Annotated in this window: 13 protein-coding genes; 9 read left to right on the top strand and 4 right to left on the bottom strand. The window is 71.8% G+C overall.

Annotation, left to right across the window (positions count from 1 at the left end; all coding sequences use genetic code 11):
* Positions 1-707: 707 nt before the first annotated feature.
* On the top strand, positions 708-1,640 hold the full coding sequence (locus tag O7619_RS02665; protein ID WP_282285446.1) for a sulfite exporter TauE/SafE family protein: 933 nt from the start codon (positions 708-710) through the stop codon (positions 1,638-1,640).
* Between the two features lie 97 nt (positions 1,641-1,737).
* On the opposite strand, the gene xylB is transcribed toward O7619_RS02665, so the two are convergent.
* Entirely contained in the window at positions 1,738-3,144 is a 1,407-nt protein-coding gene (xylB, locus tag O7619_RS02660) for a xylulokinase (protein WP_282285445.1), read from the bottom strand.
* A 2-nt stretch (positions 3,145-3,146) separates the two neighbouring features.
* Positions 3,147-4,331, bottom strand: coding sequence for a xylose isomerase (xylA, locus tag O7619_RS02655; protein WP_282285444.1), 1,185 nt, complete (start codon positions 4,329-4,331; stop codon positions 3,147-3,149).
* 73 nt (positions 4,332-4,404) lie between these two features.
* Between xylA and O7619_RS02650 the strand changes: the two genes are divergently transcribed.
* On the top strand, positions 4,405-5,535 hold the full coding sequence (locus tag O7619_RS02650; protein ID WP_282285443.1) for an ROK family protein: 1,131 nt from the start codon (positions 4,405-4,407) through the stop codon (positions 5,533-5,535).
* Between the two features lie 6 nt (positions 5,536-5,541).
* Here the strand turns inward: O7619_RS02650 and O7619_RS02645 are convergent, their stop codons facing one another.
* Together O7619_RS02645 and O7619_RS02640 are read right to left on the bottom strand one after the other, a co-directional pair.
* Positions 5,542-6,294, bottom strand: a complete 753-nt coding sequence (locus tag O7619_RS02645) for a sugar phosphate isomerase/epimerase (RefSeq protein ID WP_282285442.1) — start codon at positions 6,292-6,294, stop codon at positions 5,542-5,544.
* On the bottom strand, positions 6,294-7,790 hold the full coding sequence (locus O7619_RS02640) for an MFS transporter (protein ID WP_282285441.1): 1,497 nt from the start codon (positions 7,788-7,790) through the stop codon (positions 6,294-6,296). The genes O7619_RS02645 and O7619_RS02640 overlap by 1 nt, the downstream gene beginning before the upstream one ends.
* 102 nt (positions 7,791-7,892) lie before the next feature.
* On the opposite strand from O7619_RS02640, the gene O7619_RS02635 reads away from it, so the two are divergent.
* The 7 genes from O7619_RS02635 to O7619_RS02605 all read left to right on the top strand — a co-directional run bounded on the left by O7619_RS02635 (position 7,893) and on the right by O7619_RS02605 (position 17,434).
* Positions 7,893-9,098: an ROK family transcriptional regulator gene (locus O7619_RS02635; protein ID WP_282285440.1), complete on the top strand. Its 1,206-nt coding sequence runs from the start codon at positions 7,893-7,895 to the stop codon at positions 9,096-9,098.
* Between the two features lie 45 nt (positions 9,099-9,143).
* A complete protein-coding gene (locus O7619_RS02630) occupies positions 9,144-11,012 on the top strand; it encodes an FAD/NAD(P)-binding protein (RefSeq protein ID WP_282285439.1) in 1,869 nt (622 codons plus the stop codon).
* 84 nt (positions 11,013-11,096) lie between these two features.
* Complete coding sequence (locus O7619_RS02625; protein WP_282285438.1) at positions 11,097-12,431, top strand: glycosyltransferase; 1,335 nt, start codon at positions 11,097-11,099, stop codon at positions 12,429-12,431.
* Between the two features lie 75 nt (positions 12,432-12,506).
* Positions 12,507-13,778, top strand: a complete 1,272-nt coding sequence (locus tag O7619_RS02620) for a serine hydroxymethyltransferase (protein WP_282285437.1) — start codon at positions 12,507-12,509, stop codon at positions 13,776-13,778.
* A complete protein-coding gene (locus O7619_RS02615; protein ID WP_282285436.1) occupies positions 13,768-15,225 on the top strand; it encodes a glycosyltransferase in 1,458 nt (485 codons plus the stop codon). The genes O7619_RS02620 and O7619_RS02615 overlap by 11 nt, the downstream gene beginning before the upstream one ends.
* Positions 15,219-15,869: a hypothetical protein gene (locus O7619_RS02610; protein WP_282285435.1), complete on the top strand. Its 651-nt coding sequence runs from the start codon at positions 15,219-15,221 to the stop codon at positions 15,867-15,869. Before O7619_RS02615 ends, O7619_RS02610 begins: the two co-directional genes overlap by 7 nt.
* Positions 15,866-17,434, top strand: coding sequence for a GMC family oxidoreductase (locus tag O7619_RS02605; RefSeq protein WP_282285434.1), 1,569 nt, complete (start codon positions 15,866-15,868; stop codon positions 17,432-17,434). The genes O7619_RS02610 and O7619_RS02605 overlap by 4 nt, the downstream gene beginning before the upstream one ends.
* The last annotated feature ends 2 nt before the right edge of the window (positions 17,435-17,436 follow it).

Genomic DNA, 17,436 nt, shown 5'->3' with positions numbered 1-17,436 from the left:
GCCCAGTTACATCTCGGTTAAATCCAACCGCCAAGGCCGTTTGCGTGAAGATTTCCTACCTACGTCGGGGGATATGTCTTCGGGTTAAGCAGGCGAGATGATCGTCGATGCGTCGACGTTGTCGCCAAATCATGCCCCAGTTGGTTGCCTGTTCATTTTCAGACTTATTTCCAAGCTGTTTTACGTCGATTGGGAAGATCCTGGTGGCGGGAGATCAACTCATCACGTATCCCACTATGTGGAACAGGTCTTGCCATGGATTGCATCGACGATTAAAGATCCGTATCGGCATCCACGCCATCATTACCCATCGATTAGCTGTGGAATTCCCGAGGCGAGGTGGAATCCGTTTCGATCATTAAATCCCCTGGTGGTGATGGGTCTCCTTGCCCTCCGTGTCGCCGCTCCACCCGTCGCCGCTGACCGTGCGGCTGGTTACCCACGGAGGCGAGGGCACCCCGAGTACGCCGCCGACCCCGGTGTTGAACCGGTCACACTCTGGCCTTTGGTGATGGTCAACGTACTCACTTAACGAGCGTTTCATGAGCTGTCCGCCGGGCGGTCAGCCGATCCGGCGTCGGATATGCCGCCCGCTGATTTCCGGCAGCACCGCAGCCCTACCCGGGCTCCCGACCAGGTGAGACGGTCAACATCACCGTCCCGGCCGGGCCATCCTCCCCCATTTCCCTTTCGGATCGGCGGTAATTGTGCGTAGCCTGCTTCTTCTCGCCCTCGTCGGCCTCGGTGCCCAACTCGTCGACGGCAGCCTCGGGATGGCCTACGGTGTGACATCCACGACGTTGTTGCTGGCTCTCAACACCGGGGCCGCGAGCGCTTCGGCGACCGTTCACCTGGCCGAGATCGGCACCACCCTGGTCTCCGGCGCCGCACACTGGCGGTTCGGCAACGTCGACTGGACTGTGGTCCGCCGGGTCGGCGTTCCCGGCGCCGTCGGCGCGTTCGCCGGCGCGACGTTCCTCTCCCGCCTCTCCACCGAGACCGCGGCCCCGATCATGTCGCTGATCCTGTTCACCCTCGGCCTCTACGTCCTGATCCGGTTCACCGTCTCCGGGTTGCCCCGGGAGCGCGTCGGGCTGCCCCTGCGCAAGCGCTTCCTCGGGCCGCTGGGACTCGTCGCGGGCTTCGTGGACGCCACCGGCGGTGGCGGCTGGGGGCCGGTCGGCACCCCCGCCATCCTGGCCAGCGGCCGGTTGGAACCCCGCCGCGTGATCGGGTCGATCGACACCAGCGAGTTCCTGGTGGCGGTCGCCGCCAGCGTGGGATTCCTGGTCGGCATCGGCTCGGCGAACATCAACTTCGCCTGGGTGGCCGCGCTGCTGCTCGGCGGCATGATCGCCGCGCCGATCGCCGCCTGGCTGGTGCGGCTGGTCCCGCCCCGGGTCCTCGGCTCCGCCGTCGGCGGGGTCATCGTCCTGACCAACACCCGGACCCTGCTGCTCAGCGACTGGATCTCCGCCCCGGACGCCGTCCGGTACGCCTGCTATCTGCTCGCCGCGCTGCTCTGGGTGGCGGCGGTGAGCTGGTCACTGCGCCGGCACCTGGCCGACCGGCAGGTGGCCGCACCGGTCACCACGGGCCAGGGGGAAAGCGCCGGGGAACCGGCCACCACGTCGAGCTGACCGGACGGCGGGCCGGCTGGGCGCGGTGCGACTCAACCGGCCAGGGTTTCGATCGTCGCGTGCGCCGGCCGGCTCCGGGGAGCCGGCCGGCGCAGCGCTAGCCGACGCGGGGCCGGTCCAGCACGGCGTGCTGGGCGGTCGCGTACTGCTCGCGGATCAGCGGGACGGGATCGTCCTCGTACGTCTCCGGCGTCTCCGCCGACCACCGCGGCGGGGTGTCCCCACCGGCGACGACCCATGCCGCCTGCCGGGCCGCGCCGTCGGCGACGTACTCGCCGGGCGGGGGTACGAGCACCGGCTTGCCGAACAGGGCGGGCGCGATCCGGCGCACCGCCTCGTTCTTCGCCCCGCCGCCGACCAGGACGATCCGGTTCGCCTGGGCGCCCTGGTCGACGAGCGCGTCCAGGCCGTCCGCCAGGGCGCAGAGCATGCCCTCGACGGCGGCCCGGGCCAGGTGCGCCGGGTCGGACGTCTTCAGGGTCAGCCCGTGGATCGCGCCCGTGGCATCCGGCCGGTTCGGGGTCCGCTCACCCTCCAGGTACGGCACCAGGACCAGGCCGTCCGCACCGGCGGGCGCGGACAGCGCGAGCCGGGCCAACTCGTCGTGCGAGACCCCGATCAGTCTCGCCGCCGCGTCCAGCACCCGGGCCGCGTTGAGCGTCACCACGATCGGCAGGAAGCGGCCGGTGGTGTCGGCGAAACCGGCCACCGTGCCGCTGGGGTCGACGGGTGCCGTCTCCGAGGAGACGAACACCGTGCCGGACGTGCCGATCGAGACGATCACGTCGCCGGGCAGCGCGCCGGTCCCGAGGGCGGCGGCGGCGTTGTCCCCGGCTCCCGGGCCCAGCGGGGCGCCGTTGGGCAGGTGCCCGGCGACCCCGGTCGGACCGAGGACGTCCGGCGTTCGCAGGGCCCGGCCGAAACCGAGCTCCAGCAGGTCGGGGCGGTATTCGTTGGTCCTGGCCGACCAGTAGAGCGTGCCGCTGGCGTCGCTGCGGTCGGTCCTGATGTCCGCGATGTCGGTGGATCCGGACAGTTTCCAGGTGAGCCAGTCGTGCGGCAGGCAGACCGCGGCGACCCGGGCCGCGTTCTCCGGCTCGTTGCGGGCCAGCCACCGGAGCTTGGTGAGCGTGAAGCTGGCGACCGGCACGATCCCGACCGCCTCCGCCCACCTGTCCCCGCCGCCCAGTTCGGTGATCAGGTCGACGGCCGCGCCGGCGCTGCGCGTGTCGTTCCACAGCAGCGCCGGGCGGACCACCGCACCGTTCTCGTCCAGCACGACCATGCCGTGCTGCTGACCCGCCACCGAGGCGGCGGCCACGTCGTCCAGGCCGCCGGCCTCCTCGATCGCCTGCCGCAGCGCGGTCCACCAGGCGTCCGGATGCACCTCGGTGCCGTCCGGGTGGGCGGCCCGGCCCTGCCGGACCAGCTTCCCCGTCTCGGCGTCGCGGATGACGACCTTGCACGACTGCGTCGAGCTGTCGATCCCGGCCACCAGCGCCATGGTCAGCGGGCCCCGATCAGGTGCTCGACGGCAAGCTGGTTGAGCCGGATGAACCCGTAGCCCTGGGCGCCGGGGGCGGTCACGTCGAAGTCCTCGAACGCGCTGCGGTCGGCGAGCAGGTCGGCGTAGCTCTCGCCCGGGTTCAGGGTCGGGGTGGACAGCTCGCCGACCTTCGCGGCGGCCAGCGCCTCCTGCACCTCGGGGTCCGCGCGGAACGCCTTGGCCCGCTCCTTGAGCAGCAGGTACATCCGGATGTTGGCCTTGACCGACTCCCAGACGCCGTCGAAGTCCTCGGTGCGCGAGGGCTTGTAGTCGAAGTGCCGCGGGCCGTCGTAGGGGCTGGCGCCGTCGAGGCCGTTCTCCAGCAGGTCGACCGTGGAGAACGCGTTGAGCAGGTCGCCGTGACCGAAGACCAGGTCCTGGTCGTACTTCGGGCCGTGCTGACCGTTCAGGTCGATGTGGAACAGCTTCTTGTGCCACAGCGCCTGGGCGATGCCGTGGGTGAAGTTGAGGTTCGACATCTGCTCGTGGCCGACCTCGGGGTTGATGCCGAACAGCTCGGGCCGGTCCAGCTCATAGGTGAACGCGATGGCGTGGCCGGCGGTCGGGAGCAGGATGTCGCCGCGGGGCTCGTTCGGCTTCGGCTCGATGGCGAAGCGGTAGCCGTAGCCGCGGTCCTCCGAGTACTGCGCGAGCAGGTTCAACGCCTCGGCGTAGCGGTCGAGCGCGGCCCGGACGTCCTTCGCGGAGTCGTACTCCGAGCCCTCACGGCCGCCCCACAGCACGAGGATCTTGGAGCCCAGCTCGGCGCCGAGGTCCATCTGGCGCAGCACCTTGCGCAGCGCGTAGCGCCGGACGTTGCGATCGTTGCTGGTGAAGCCGCCGTCCTTGAAGATGGGCTGCTGGAACAGGTTGGTGGTCACCGACGGGACGATGAGACCGGTCTCGTCGAGCGCCTTCTTGTAGCTGGCGACGATGCGGTCGCGGGTCGCGGCGTCCGCGCCGAACGGCACCAGGTCGTCGTCGTGGAAGCCGACACCGTACGCCCCGAGCTCGGCGAGCTTGTGCACGGTCTCGATCGGGTCGAGCGCGGGACGGGTGGCCTCACCGAACGGGTCACGCGCTTGCCAGCCGACGGTCCAGAGACCGAAGGAGAACTTGTCCTCACGTGTGGGCTGCACAGACACGGTTACCTCCGGGAAACGTGCTGGATTTGTTTGTGAGTTGAATTATTTGCCGGGGGTGTGGCATTGTCAAGGCGTGACGGCTCGGTTGACCTCCGCATCGAGCGCCCCCGTCCGGCAGTCCAGCGTGCGGGCTCACAATCTCGCGCTGGTGCTGAGCACCGTGGCGGAGAGCGCGGATCCGCCGTCCCGGGCCGCGGTCGCGGCCGTCACCGGCCTCACCCGGGCCACCGTCTCGGCGCTCGTCGACGACCTGATCGCGGGCGGCCTGCTGACCGAGCTGGACCCGCCGCCGCGCACCGGAGCCGGGCGCCCGGCGGCCGGGCTCGCGCTCGCCTCGACCGGTCCGGCCGGGCTCGGCCTGGAGATCAACGTCGACTACCTGGCCGTCTGCGTGGTCGACCTGACCGGTGTGGTCCGGCAGCGCCTCGTCGAGCACGCCGACCAGCGTCCCGCCGTGGCGGCCGACGCGCTCACCGCACTCGGTCGTCTGGCCGCCCGCGCCCGGCACGCCGCCGAGGCCGACGGGCTGGTGGTGGCCGGCGCCGCGCTCGCCGTACCCGGCCTGGTCTCCGCCGGGTCGGTCCTGGACGCGCCGAACCTGGGCTGGCAGAACGTGGACGCGCTGGCGCTGCTGCGTGGCGTGCCGGAGCTCGCCGACCTGCCGATCGTCGTCGACAACGAGGCCAACCTCGCCGCCCTCGGCGAGTTGCGGGTCGCGGGGGGCGAGCAGACCTTCCTGTACGTCTCCGGCGAGATCGGCATCGGCGCCGGGCTGGTGATCGACGGCCAGTTGTACCGCGGCGCGCGCGGCTGGAGCGGCGAGATCGGTCACGTGACGGTCCACCCGGGCGGGCGGGCCTGCCGCTGCGGCTCGAACGGCTGCCTGGAGCAGTACGCCGGTCAGGAAGCACTCGGCGCGGGTGAGCCGCAGGCCGCCGCCGCGCTCGGCATCGCGCTGGCCGCGGTGGTCAACCTGCTGGACGTGCCGGTGATCGTGCTGGGCGGGGCCTACGCGACCTACTTCGACCGGCTGCGCGACGGCATCGAGGCCGAGTTGCGGCGCCGGGTGCTGACCGCGAGGCTCGCGCCGGTCACGCTGCGGGCCGCCCGGCTGGGCACCAACGCCGCGGTGCGCGGGGCGGCGGACGCGGTGGTACGGGGCGTGCGCGACGATCCGGCGGCCTGGCTGCGGCGGGTCGGCTGAGGGCACCTATCCGGGCCGGGCCGAAGACGGGTTCAGGTAGGCGTGGCTCGCCGCGAGCGCCGCGAAGACGTCGCCGTCGCTGGCCTTCATCTCGACGATGCGCAGCGCGCCGGCCGGGGTGGCGGCCAGGATCTCCGCCGTCGGCATCGCGCCTCGCCCAAGCGCGACGTGCGGGGCGTCCGCGGTGATCGGACCGTCCTTCAGGTGTACGGCCGGCACCCGCGCGCCGAGCCGGTGGAGGACGGCGGGCACGTCGGCGCCGCCGACGGCCGCCCAGTAGGTGTCGATCTCGAAGAGGACATCCGGGGTCACCAGGTCGGCCAGGGCCTCCAGGGCGTGCCGGCCGTCGACCCGGGCGGTGAACTCGGACCAGTAGTTGTGGTAACCGATCCGCAGGCCGTACCCGGCGGCCCGCTCGGCGAGCGCGTTCAGCGCGTCGGCGGTGCGCTCCAGTGCCGCACGGCCGGTGAAGGCGTCGTCGGGGAGGCCGGTTCCGACGATCGCCAGGTCGGTGCCGAGGGTCGCCACCGCTTCGAGGGCCGCGTCGCGGTCGGCGGTGAAGAACCGGTGCGAGTGGGCGCTGCAGACGGCGAGGCCGGCGTCCTCGGCCGCCACACGCAGGCCGGCCGGGTCGTCGAGGGCCTCGAAGGGCTCGACACCGCGATAGCCGAGGCCGGCCAGGCGCCGTAGCGCGCCGGAACGGTCGGCCACCAGTTCGTCCCGGATGGTCCACAGGTTGACCGCTGGCGAGTTCGACATCAGTCCGTGCCCTTTCCGGTGGCCGTCGCGGGGATGTCCGGAAGCGCGAAGGACGACACCCAGGTCACCACGAGCAGGGCGGCACACAACCAGTAGGCGAGTTCGCTCGCGGCGAACGGCGACGCGCCCCGGCCGATCTGATCGAAGATCACCGTGGAGAAGATCGCCGTCGCCACCGCGCCGCCCAGTTGCTGGAGGGCGTTGACGGCGCCGGTGGCCGACCCGAGTTCGCGGTCGTCAACCCGGGACAGGACCAGGTTGAGGAACTGCCCGAAGAACAGGCCGGTCCCGACGCCGGCGACGAGAAATGCGGGTGCCAGGTTGAAGCTGGTGAGGCCGGAGTCGTACCGCAGGCCGTCCGGCCCCGGGTAGGTGGTGGTGCGGGCGGTGATCGCCACGGTCACCGCGGCCAGGCCCATACCCACCGCCTGGCACAGAATGCCGGCCTGGAGCACCAGGCGCGGTCGCCGCCTCGCGAGCAGATGCCCGATGCCCATCGCGGCGATCGTGCCCACCGGCCACCAGGTGCCGGTCAGCCCACTGCGGACCGGTGACCAGCCGACGTACAACTGGACCAGGACGGGGTAGACGATGAAGGCTCCCGAACAGGCGCCGAAGAACAGGAAGACGACCACCGAGCCGCCGGTGAAGGACCGTTTGCGGAACAGGCTCGTCTCGATGAACGTGTCCAGCCCCCGCCCGTGCCGGCTGCGGGCGTGCGCCGCGAAGAGCGCGAGAACCAGCACCGACGAGGCCATCATCGCCTGGGTCCACCACGCCCACTGATGTTCACGGCCCTGAATGACCGGATAGACGAACAGCCCGACTGCGACCGAGCACAGGATCATGCCGGTGCCGTCGAGCTTCGGGCGGTTCGCGGAGGGGCGGTCGGCGGGAAGCGTACGGAGTGCGAAGAGGTACACGACGAGGCATGCCGGGATGTTGATGATGAAGACCCAGTGCCACGACGCGAACGTGATCAGCGTGCCGCCCAGGATCGGGCCGGCGGCGGAGGAGAGGCTCATGAAGGGCCCGAAGATGGCGAACGCCTTCGCGCTGTGCTCCGGACCGAAGCTCTCGCGGATCATGCTGACGCACTGGGGGACCATCATCGCCGCGGCGCCGCCCTGCACCAGCCGCGCGACGATCAGCGGGGCCGGGGCCTGCGCCGTCGCGCATGCCGCCGACGTGAGCGCGAACCCGGCGAGTCCGACGAGGAACATGCGGCGGCGGCCGACGATGTCGCCGAGGCGGCCACCGGCGAGCAGAAGCACCGCGAACGTCAGCACGTAGCCGACACTGATCCACTGGAACTGCGCGTTCGACGCGCCGAGGTCGTTGCGGATGGCCGGGGCGGCGACGTTCATCGCGGTGGCGTCCAACAGGTCCATCATCGCCGCGCCCAGCACCGTGAACAGGACCGCCCAGGCGCCCCGGGGTGGTGCGGAGGAGTCGGCACGCAGGCCGGGTTGCGCCATCGCGGACACGGCGGGCACGGCCACCCTTCAGCTATTTAGGCAACGATCTGGACCAAACTAGTGGCCGGACGGCGGCCTGCCAAGAGCCGGTCCATCCATGCCTGCCTGTAGCGTGCACCCATGCCGATCGATGTCGGTGCACCCATGCGCCACGCCACCATGCGCGAACGGAATCTGGCCGTTCTGCTCGGCGTCATCGCGGAACACCAACCGGCTACCCGGGCGCAGCTCGCCGCGCTCACCGGCTTCACCAAGACCACCGTGTCCAACCTGATCGCGGTGCTCGCCGACGCCGGCCTGGTGCACAACGGGGGGGTGGTCCACGGCGGCGACCGCGGGCGCCCGGGCACCGGTGTCCTGGTCGACGGCGCGAGCGCCGCCGGGCTCGGCCTGGAGGTGACCGTCGACTACCTGGCGTCGTGCGTCCTCGACATGAGCCGCCGGGTGCGCCACCGCGAGTTGGTGACGACCGACAACCGGAACCGCCGGCCCGAGGAGATCGCTGCGGCGCTGTCCGTGCTCGCCGACCAGGCGGTGGACTCCGCCCGGGAGCAGGGCCTGACCGTGGCCGGGGCGGTCGTGGCGGTGCCCGGCCTGGTCGACCGCTCCGGGATGCTGCGCGCGCCCAGCTTCCGCTGGCGTGACGTGCCGGCCGCGGCGCTGGTCGACCGTGGCCTTCGCGCGCTGCGCCTGCCGACCAAGGTGGAGAACGAGGCGAACCTGGCCGCGCTCGGCGAGATGTGGCTCGGCGCGGGCCGCCCGCTGAGCGACTTCCTGCACGTGTCCGGGGAGATCGGCATCGGCGCCGGCATCATGCTGAACGGCCGGATCTTCCGGGGCGTCCACGGGTTCGCCGGCGAGCTGGGCCACATCCAGGTCGATCCGGACGGGCCGCGGTGCGCCTGCGGCGCGCGCGGCTGCCTGGAACTCGTCGCCGGCCGGGAGGCCATGCTCGGTGCGGTGGGGCTCAAGCCGGTGGCCGCCTGGTCCGGCCTGGACGAACGGATGTCCGCGCTCATCGAACTCCTCAAGGCCGGGGACCGCGACGCCATCTCGGCGGTGCGGCGTGCCGGTGACGCTCTCGGGCGCGCGCTGACCTGTGTCGTCAAGGGACTGGACCCGGGCGCGATCGTGCTGGGCGGCATCTTCTCCCGGCTCGCGCCGTGGATCCTGGAGCCGACCGAGGCGGCGCTGCGGGCCGGCGCGCTGTACGAGCAGACGCCCACGGTCGTCATCTCGCCGCTGGGCGGGGACGCGGTGATGCTCGGCGCGGCCGGGCAGGTCATCGAGGACATCTACGCCGATCCGGCGGTCCTGCTCCGCTGACGACTGTCACCCGGCGTCATCCATTGTGGTTTACCGTGTGTCTCCATGGCTCGCATCGCAGTGCTCGGTGCCGGTCCGGTCGGTGTCGGTCTGGTGGAGCGGCTGCTGGCCAATGCCGATCTCGCGCCGGGCCGTCCGATCGAGATCATGCTGATCGATCCCCATCCGGCCGGTCCGGGACGGATCTGGCGGGACGGGCAGTCGCCGCTGATGCGGATGAACTCGCTCGCCAAGGACATCACGCTCTTTCCCGGCGAGGCCGTGCGCTGTGTCGGCCCGCCGCGTCCGGGACCGTCGCTTGCCGAGTGGGCGGCGGCCACCGTCGCCGGGCGTCTCCCGCCCGTCGATCCCGAGCTGGCGGACGACGTGCGCGAGATCTCCCCGGTGTCGTTCGCGACCCGGCGGGTCCAGGGCGCCTACCTGTCCTGGTTCCTCCGTGAGGTGATCGGCCAGGCGCCGCCCGGCGTGCGGGTGACCGTGCGTCGGGGGCGTGCCGTGGCACTCACCGGCGCACCTGACGGCACCGAGCGGGTGCACCTGGCGGACGGCTCCCGGATCGACGCCGACGCGGTGGTCCTCGCACTCGGCCACCTCGAGGCCCGGCCGCAGGGCGAGCAGTCGGAGGCGGCCGGGTTCGCGGAACGGCACGGTCTCGTGTACCTGCCGCCCGGCTTCATCGCCGAGGCCGACCTGTCGGTGCTGCCGGCCGGCGCCGATGTCCTGGTCCGGGGCATGGGCCTGGCGTTCTTCGACCTGATGGCCCTGGTCACCGAGGGACGCGGCGGCCGGTACGTCCGCGAGCGCGACGGCCGGTTGCGCTACCTGCCCTCCGGGCGCGAGCCACGGCTGCTGGCCGGTTCCCGCCGCGGCCTGCCCTACCGGTGCAAACCGAGCCATCGGCTGGTCCATGGACCGGTGCGGGAGCTGCGCTACTTCCCGCCGGCTCTGGAACAGTCGCTCGCCGGGGACGGGATGCTCGACTTCAGGCGTGACCTCTGGCCGCTGATCCGGAAGGATCTGAGCTTCGCGTACCACCGCGAGCTGTTCGCCGCCGCCCCGCGGCACACCGCCATGCCGTGGCCGGACTTCGCGCGGCTGCACGACGCCGCCGCGGTCGGCGAGTTGGACGCGCTCGCCGAGAAGGCGGTGCCGAACCCGGCCCACAGGTGGAACATGGACGAGCTGCGCGCGCCGCTGCGCCACGTCGAGCCGCGGAACGTCGACGACTTCCGCGCGCGCTTCGGCACGCTGCTGGAGCAGGAGCTGCGGCGCGCCCACGACCCGGCCCGGTCCGCCGACTCGGCCGTCTACGGCGCCCAACTGCTGTTCTTCGAGCGCCTCGCGCGCCTGCGGCCCCGCCTGTCCCCGCGGGACCAGGTCGAGGAACTCGACGGGGCCTGGTTCACCCTGTTCAACCTCGTGGCGAGCGGTCCGCCGGCCTTCCGGACGGAGGAGTTGCTGGCGCTGTGCCGGGCGGGGGTGGTGCAGCCGCTCGGCTCGGGGATGCGGGTGCGTCTCGACGAATCGACCGGCCGCTACCGGGCGGGCAGCGCGAACCTCGACGAGGAGTGCCCCGCCGCCGCGTTGATCGACGCCCGGCTGCCCGAGCCGACGCTCGACGGCTCGGCCGACCACCTGCTGCGGGCGCTGCACGCCTCCGGAGCCGCGTCGGAGGAGTTCCTGACCGACCCGGCGACCGGCTATCGCACGCCGACCGGGCGGATCGCCGTCGACGACCGGGGGCGCATGGTGACCGCCGACGGCGCGGCGCATCCGGCCCGGTACGCGCTGGGCTGGAACACCTCGTTGCGCGGGACGCGCGCGTTCGCCATCCCCGGCACCGACGCGGCCACGTTCCGGCACGGGGATCTGGTGGCGCGCGCCGTCCTCACCGGACTGTCCGAACGGGCCTGACGGACGTCAAGACTTCGACGTTGACAGATGGATCAGTGCGTGCTCCGATTAGTACAACATCTGGATTTAATAACGGGGGACGCCTTGGACGACACCGCCCATCGTCAGGAGGAGATCGCGCTCAGCGTGGTCATCCCGAGCTACTTCAACACGCAGTGCCTGGAGCTGGTGCTGCAGTCGCTGGCCCACCAGACGATGCCGGCGGACAAGTTCGAGGTCATCGTCGTCTACAACGGCTGCGAGCCGCCGGCCCGGCTGGCCGAGCTGCGCGCGAGCACGCCCTATCTGCTGCGCGAGCTGACCTCCCCGAAGGGTTGGTCGCGGGCGCGTAACACGGGCATCCTGGCCGCCACCGCCGAGCGGCTGCTGCTGCTCGACAACGACTCGCTCTGCCCGCCCGACCTGCTCGAACGGCACTGGCACCTGGCCGAGAAGGACCCGCGCAGCGTCGTGATGGGGGGTCGCGGCGAGCTCGGCGTCCAGGGTTGGGCCGCGCTGCACGCCGTGATGAACGGCAAGGGCGTCCTCGACACGTTCCCGGTGGAACACGACGTGCGCGCCCGATCCGCGCCCTCCGAGCCGTGGATGTACGGCTTCACCAACAACTACGGCCTGAGCCGGTCGGACGCGCTCGCGGTCGGCATGTTCGACGTGGACTACGACGCCCGGTGGGGCGGCGAGGACCTGGACATCTCCTACAAGCTCTACCGGCACTTCGACCGGGACCGGTCGCGGTTCCACTACGAGCCCACGCTGCGTGTGTGGCACGTGCCGCACTACCGCAACCTCCGCAAGTCCTTCGGCGACCACTTCGCCAGCCTGGCGCTGCTGCGCGACAAGTTCCGGCACTACGAGGTCGAACTCATCGCCGGGCTGCCCGAGGTCCTGGCCGGCTCGCTCGCCGACATCGCGGAACGGGTCACCGACTACCGCCGGGTCATGGCGGTGTGCGGCGACGCGGGTCTGTGCTCGGTCGGGCCGTGGCGTGCCGCCGTCGACCCGCTGCGCGAGCGGGACCCGCAACGTCCCGACCTGGTCATCGGTTACGACACCGACCAGCTCGACCGGCGGCGGCTCGTCACGTTCGACTACGGGCGCGACGCGGACGCGGACAACCTGCACCTGCTCGGCGTCGACGTGCCGTTCGCCGAGGGCACGTTCCGCTCGGCGTTCTCCTTCGACTTCTGGCGCCTGCTGCGGATGCCGGATCTCCTGGCCTTCGTCACCACCGCGCTGATCGTCGCCGACGAGCTGTACCTGGGCGCCTCCGAGGACATGGTCGCCCGCGGGCCGGCGCTCGGCCTCGACCCGCTCGTGGACCTGCGGTATTTCGCCGAGCTCGTGGAGCCGGTCTACCAGGTCACGAGCCAGCAGGTCACCGGCGCCGGCACCCTGCTGCGGGTCGTACCCGCCAACTGATCCTCGTCCTCGTCCCGAGCCGGGCGGGCACTCCGCGCTGCCTTCCATCCGCTGGACACCCTGAGGTGACCCCATATGCATGACCTGGAACTCGAACGGCTGCTGAGCCGGGAGAACCGGCACTATCTGGACAGCATCGACCTGATCGCCGCCTCGAACGCGCCGATCGCCGCGACCCGGGACAACCACGGGTGGGGCGTGGCCCAGTTCCGCTCCGCCGAGGGGCACGTCGGAAACAAGCCCTACGCCGGCACCGCGATCTTCGACGAGGTGGAGCGACTGGCGGTGGAGCGGGCCCGCGCCGTGTTCGGCGGCGAGCACGCCAACGTGCAGCCCGTCTCCGGCTCGCTGGCGAACCTGGCCGCCTACCGGGCGCTGATGAAGCCGGGCGACACCATGATGGCGATGGCGGTGACCGCCGGCGGGCACCTCTCGCACGGCCATCCCAAGCACATCGTCTCCGAGCTGTACCGCGTCGTGCCGTACAGCGTCCACCCCGGGACCGGCCTGCTGGCGTACGACGAGATCCGGCGGATCGCGGAACGGGAGCGCCCCCTGGTCATCGTCGCCGGCTACTCCGCGTACCCGCGGGTGGTCGACTTCGCGCAGCTCAGCGCGATCGCGCGGGGGGTGGGCGCGACCCTGATCGCGGACATCTCGCACATCGCCGGCCTGGTGGCGGCCGGGCTGCACGACAACCCGGCCGCCTACCCGGACACCGTCGTGACGACCTCGGTGGAGAAGACGCTGCGCGGTACCCGCGGCGGGATCGTGCTGTGTCCCGCGTCGCTGCGGGCGCGGATCGACTCGGCGATCTTCCCCGGTCTCCAGTCCTCGGTCGGGATGGCCGGGCTGGTCTCGCTCGCGGCCACCCTGCGGGACGCGGCCGGTCCGGCCTTCCGGGCCTATCAGGAGCGGGTGGTGAGCAACGCGCGGCGGATGGCCGGGCTGCTGCTCGACGGCGGGCTCGACCTGCTGACCGGCGGCACCGACACCCACCTGCTGGTCGTCGACCTCACCCGCACCGCACTGACCGGGCGGGACGCCGAGGGCCGGCTCCAGGACCTGGGCATCCTGTCGAACCGCAACATGCTGCCCGGCGACCCGAGGCCGCCGTTCGTCGCCAGCGGTCTGCGGCTGGGCACGCCGACGATCACCTCACGCGGGTACGACGACGAGGACGTCACCGAACTCTCCGACATCGTGCTGGCGGCGCTGCGCGCGGAGGACTGGGACGCCTCGAAGGTGACCCTGTTGCGCAAGCGCGTGGACGTCCTGCGCGCCCGGGCACGCCCGGACGACGCGCTGCGCGACCTGGTCGCCTCGGCCGCCGACGATGAGCGCTGAGGCGAAGCCCGCACCGGCTGCGGCGAGCGGTGGGACGCTCCGGCGGCCCGGCCCGGTCGTGGGCTTCCACACGTTCCGCAGCTACGCCGGTCACCCGGGCAAGGACGGCGCGAACTTCGCCTACACCGAGGTCGCGCGGCTTCTCTCCGACAGCGCCGAGGTCCGGCCCAAACCGCACGACGTGGTGGAACTGTTCCGCAGCGACGAGGCGGCGCGCGCGGCGCTGGCCGGCTGCGACGTCGTGGTGGCGACCGTGGGCCCACACGCCTACCTCTACTTCCACCTGCGCGAACGACTCGGGCTCGACTTCCGCATCGTCCGCGACGCGCGCACCGCGCTGTGGAACGGCTACCTGCAACAGGAGGCGCTCTCGGCCCCCTACCTCCGCCCCGACGACGTGCTCTACCACTCGTCGCGGTACTCGCTGGCGCTCTACACGATGCTGTTCCCCGGGCTCGCGCGCTCCCGGCAGGCCGTCTGCTATCCGTTGTTGCGCTGGTTCCCGGCGGAACTCGCCGGGTCGTGGACCGGCTCGGGCGGCGACGGCACGCAGATCGGTTTCGTCGGCCGGCTCACCGACGACAAGAACTACTCGCAGGTGATCAGCCTCCAGCGGGAGCTGAACCGGCGCGCTCCCGGCGCCTTCCGGACGGTGGCGATCGGCGAGGGCGGGCAGAGCGCGACCGCCGGCGGATCAGTGGTCCCGGGCTACTCGTGCCGGCCACCCGTGGACCGGGCCCGCCTGTGGCAGGACTACCGCGACATGGACGTGTTGTTCTTCCCCAGCACGTCGTCGCTGGAGACGTTCGGACGTGTGCTGGTCGAGGCGTCGTACGTCGGGACGCCGGTGCTGGCCTCCACGCACGCGGCGGCGTCCGAACTGCTGCCGAGCGAGTCGTTGCTGCCCACCACCCTGCGCGCGGACGTCGACTTCACCACCCACCTGGCCGCGCGACTCGGTGACGTCGACGTCGCGCACGCGGCCGACCTGCTCGTCGCCGGCACCATCCCTCCCGCCGGCCGGGGACACGCCGCATACGCGGACCACGACCGGCTCCTGCTCGACCTGATCCGCGGGGAGGCCCCGGACCCGTCCGCCGACCCGGCGCCCACCGCGGTCCAGCGGGCGTTCCTCGACCGGCTCCGGATGCGCGGACTGACGGTGCCGGCCGATCCCGCCGCGGCGGACCGGATGATCCGCAGGCTGCGCCGGTCGTTCACCGCCCTGCACCGCAGTCGCACCCCGCAGCACCTGGGCACCCTCGCCATGCTGCTGGCGCGTTCCGGCTACCGCCGCAAGACCGCCTCCTTCGTCCGCAAGAGCCTGTTCCACGGCGAGGACTTCACCAACATCGGCGGCGTCGACCTCCAGTTGAGTCACCTCATCGGCTTCGAACCACGCTTCACCATCACCTCCCCCGACGAGGAAGGCGGAAGCCCTTGCTGAACAAGCTGATCGTTCCGTACGACAACAGGCGGTTCGACTTCGCCCGCGCGATCAGCGCCGCCAGCGGTGTGCCGGACCTCGCCATGTGGCATCGCCACCACGCACCCGCCGAGGCGGAGGAGACTCCGGGCTTCGGCGACCAGGCCTCCGCGATGCACCAGAAGCTGTACCGCATCGAGGAGATCTCCGCGCTGTACCACGAGTTCGTCCAGACGGTGATCACCGAGATGGTCGGCGAGGACGTCCGCTACCAGCACGTGCCGAATTGGCGTATCCAGTTGCCGGGACGACACGGCGTCGGCGCGTACCACCGCGACCGCAGCGGCGGTCACAACCCCTGCGAGATCACGTTCTGGCTCCCGCTCACCGACGTGACGTCGGAGAACTGCCTGTGGGTCGAGTCGAGCGAGGGCGCCGAGGACTTCCGGCCGCATCCCATGCGCTACGGGCAGATGCTCGCGTTCGACAGCGCCAACCTGATGCACGGCAACGTCCGCAACGCCTCCGACCGGACCCGGGTCAGCTTCGACTTCCGGGTGGTCCCCGCGTCCGTCTTCCACGACGGACTCGCCACGCCGCACCACACCGGCATCGACGGCCCCATCGAATGGCACCCGTCGCGCACCGGAGGGACGCGGACGTGACCGGGACCGGCGCCGATCCCGGTCCGGCGTACGACGCGATCGTGGTCGGGTCCGGGTTCGCCGGCTCCTGCGCGGCCAAGGAACTGGCCGAGGCCGGGTTCCGCACCCTCGTCCTCGAGGCCGGTCCGGTCCGTCGCGCCGGGGACCTCCCGGACCGCGCCGCCCCGGATGTCACCGCCGGCGACCACGACGAGCGCACCCGGGCGCGACAGCCGGTGCAACGCACCCACTTCAACTTCGGTCCGCGCGGCCCCCACCTGTTCGTCGACGACGTGGAGCACCCGTACGAGACGCCGCCGGGTAAGCCGTACACCTGGATCCGCGGCATGCAGGTCGGTGGGCGGTCGTTGCTCTGGGGCGGGTCGGCGCTGCGCCTGTCGACGTTCGAGATGGCGGCCGGCGACGTCGACGGTTGCGCGCTGCGCTGGCCGATCGGGTACGCCGACCTGGCCGCCGCGTACGACGTCGTGGAAGACCTGGTCGATCTACGCGGGACCACCGAGGAGTTGGCACAGCTCCCCGACGGGCACTTCCGTGGCAAGCCGCCGGCGCTCACCCCCGCCGAGGCGGCGTTCCAGCACGCCTACCGCCGGGGGAACACCCGCCCGATCCCGGTGCGCTTCGTCTCGGCCGAGCGGGGCGAGGGCGGCTGGCCGGAGTTCACCATGCAGGCCACCGCCCTCGCCCGGGCGGAACGGACCGGCCGGGTGACGCTGCGATCGGACGCCCGGGTCACGTCGGTGACCGTCGACCCGGACGACGGCCGGGCGACCGGCGTCAGCTACGTGGACGCCGCCGTCCCGGGCACCCGGCACCACGCCCGCGCCCGGGTCGTGTTCCTCTGCGGTGGCACCATCGAGACCGCCCGGCTCATGCTCAACTCGCACAGCCCCCGCCATCCGGACGGGCTCGGCAACAGCAGCGGCTGGCTCGGCCGTGGCCTGATGGACCATCCGCTCGTCACCTCGTCCGGCGTCCTCGACGGTCACCCGCCGATGCCCACCCACCCGTCCGCCGGCCGGCAGAGCGGTCTGCTCGTCCCGCCGCCGCAGCCGCAGACCGGCGACATCCGCCCGTTCGCGCTCTGGGTGTCACTGCAACGCGGCGGCTCCGGCCCGGCGTGCGGCGGGATCGACGCGCAGGGGGAGATGCTGCCGTACCGGCACAACCGGGTACGGCTCGGCGACACCCGGGACCGGTGGGGCGTGCCCGTGCCGGTCATCGAATGCGGCTACGGGCCGCACGAGGACCGGCTCTACGACGCCATGCGGCGCGAGGTGGAGCGGGCCGCGTCGGTCGCCGGCCTGCGGCTCACCGACGTCGCGGACACGCTGACCGCGCCCGGCCGCAACGTCCACGACCTGGGTACGGCGCGGATGGGCCGGTCGCCGGCCGACTCCGTGGTGGATCCGGACAACCGCTGCTGGGACGCACCGAACGTCTTCGTCGCCGACGGGTCCTGCTTCCCGTCCGGCGGCTGGCAGAACCCGACCCTCACCATCATGGCGATCGCGGTGCGAGCGGCACGGATCGCGGTGGGGTTGCTACGCGACAAGGCGTACTGACC

This window comes from Micromonospora sp. WMMD998, from assembly GCF_029581235.1.
Taxonomy (GTDB): domain Bacteria; phylum Actinomycetota; class Actinomycetes; order Mycobacteriales; family Micromonosporaceae; genus Micromonospora.
This window is presented reverse-complemented; position numbering and strand designations above follow the sequence as displayed.

What these genes read in the sequence shown, in the direction of transcription:
- xylB (WP_282285445.1), bottom strand. Translation starts at nt 3,144, where the DNA reads ATGGCGCTGGTGGCCGGGATCGACAGCTCGACGCAGTCGTGCAAGGTC.
- O7619_RS02645 (WP_282285442.1), bottom strand. Translation starts at nt 6,294, where the DNA reads ATGTCGAACTCGCCAGCGGTCAACCTGTGGACCATCCGGGACGAACTG.
- O7619_RS02635 (WP_282285440.1), top strand. Translation starts at nt 7,893, where the DNA reads ATGCCGATCGATGTCGGTGCACCCATGCGCCACGCCACCATGCGCGAA.
- O7619_RS02630 (WP_282285439.1), top strand. Translation starts at nt 9,144, where the DNA reads ATGGCTCGCATCGCAGTGCTCGGTGCCGGTCCGGTCGGTGTCGGTCTG.
- O7619_RS02620 (WP_282285437.1), top strand. Translation starts at nt 12,507, where the DNA reads ATGCATGACCTGGAACTCGAACGGCTGCTGAGCCGGGAGAACCGGCAC.
- O7619_RS02615 (WP_282285436.1), top strand. Translation starts at nt 13,768, where the DNA reads ATGAGCGCTGAGGCGAAGCCCGCACCGGCTGCGGCGAGCGGTGGGACG.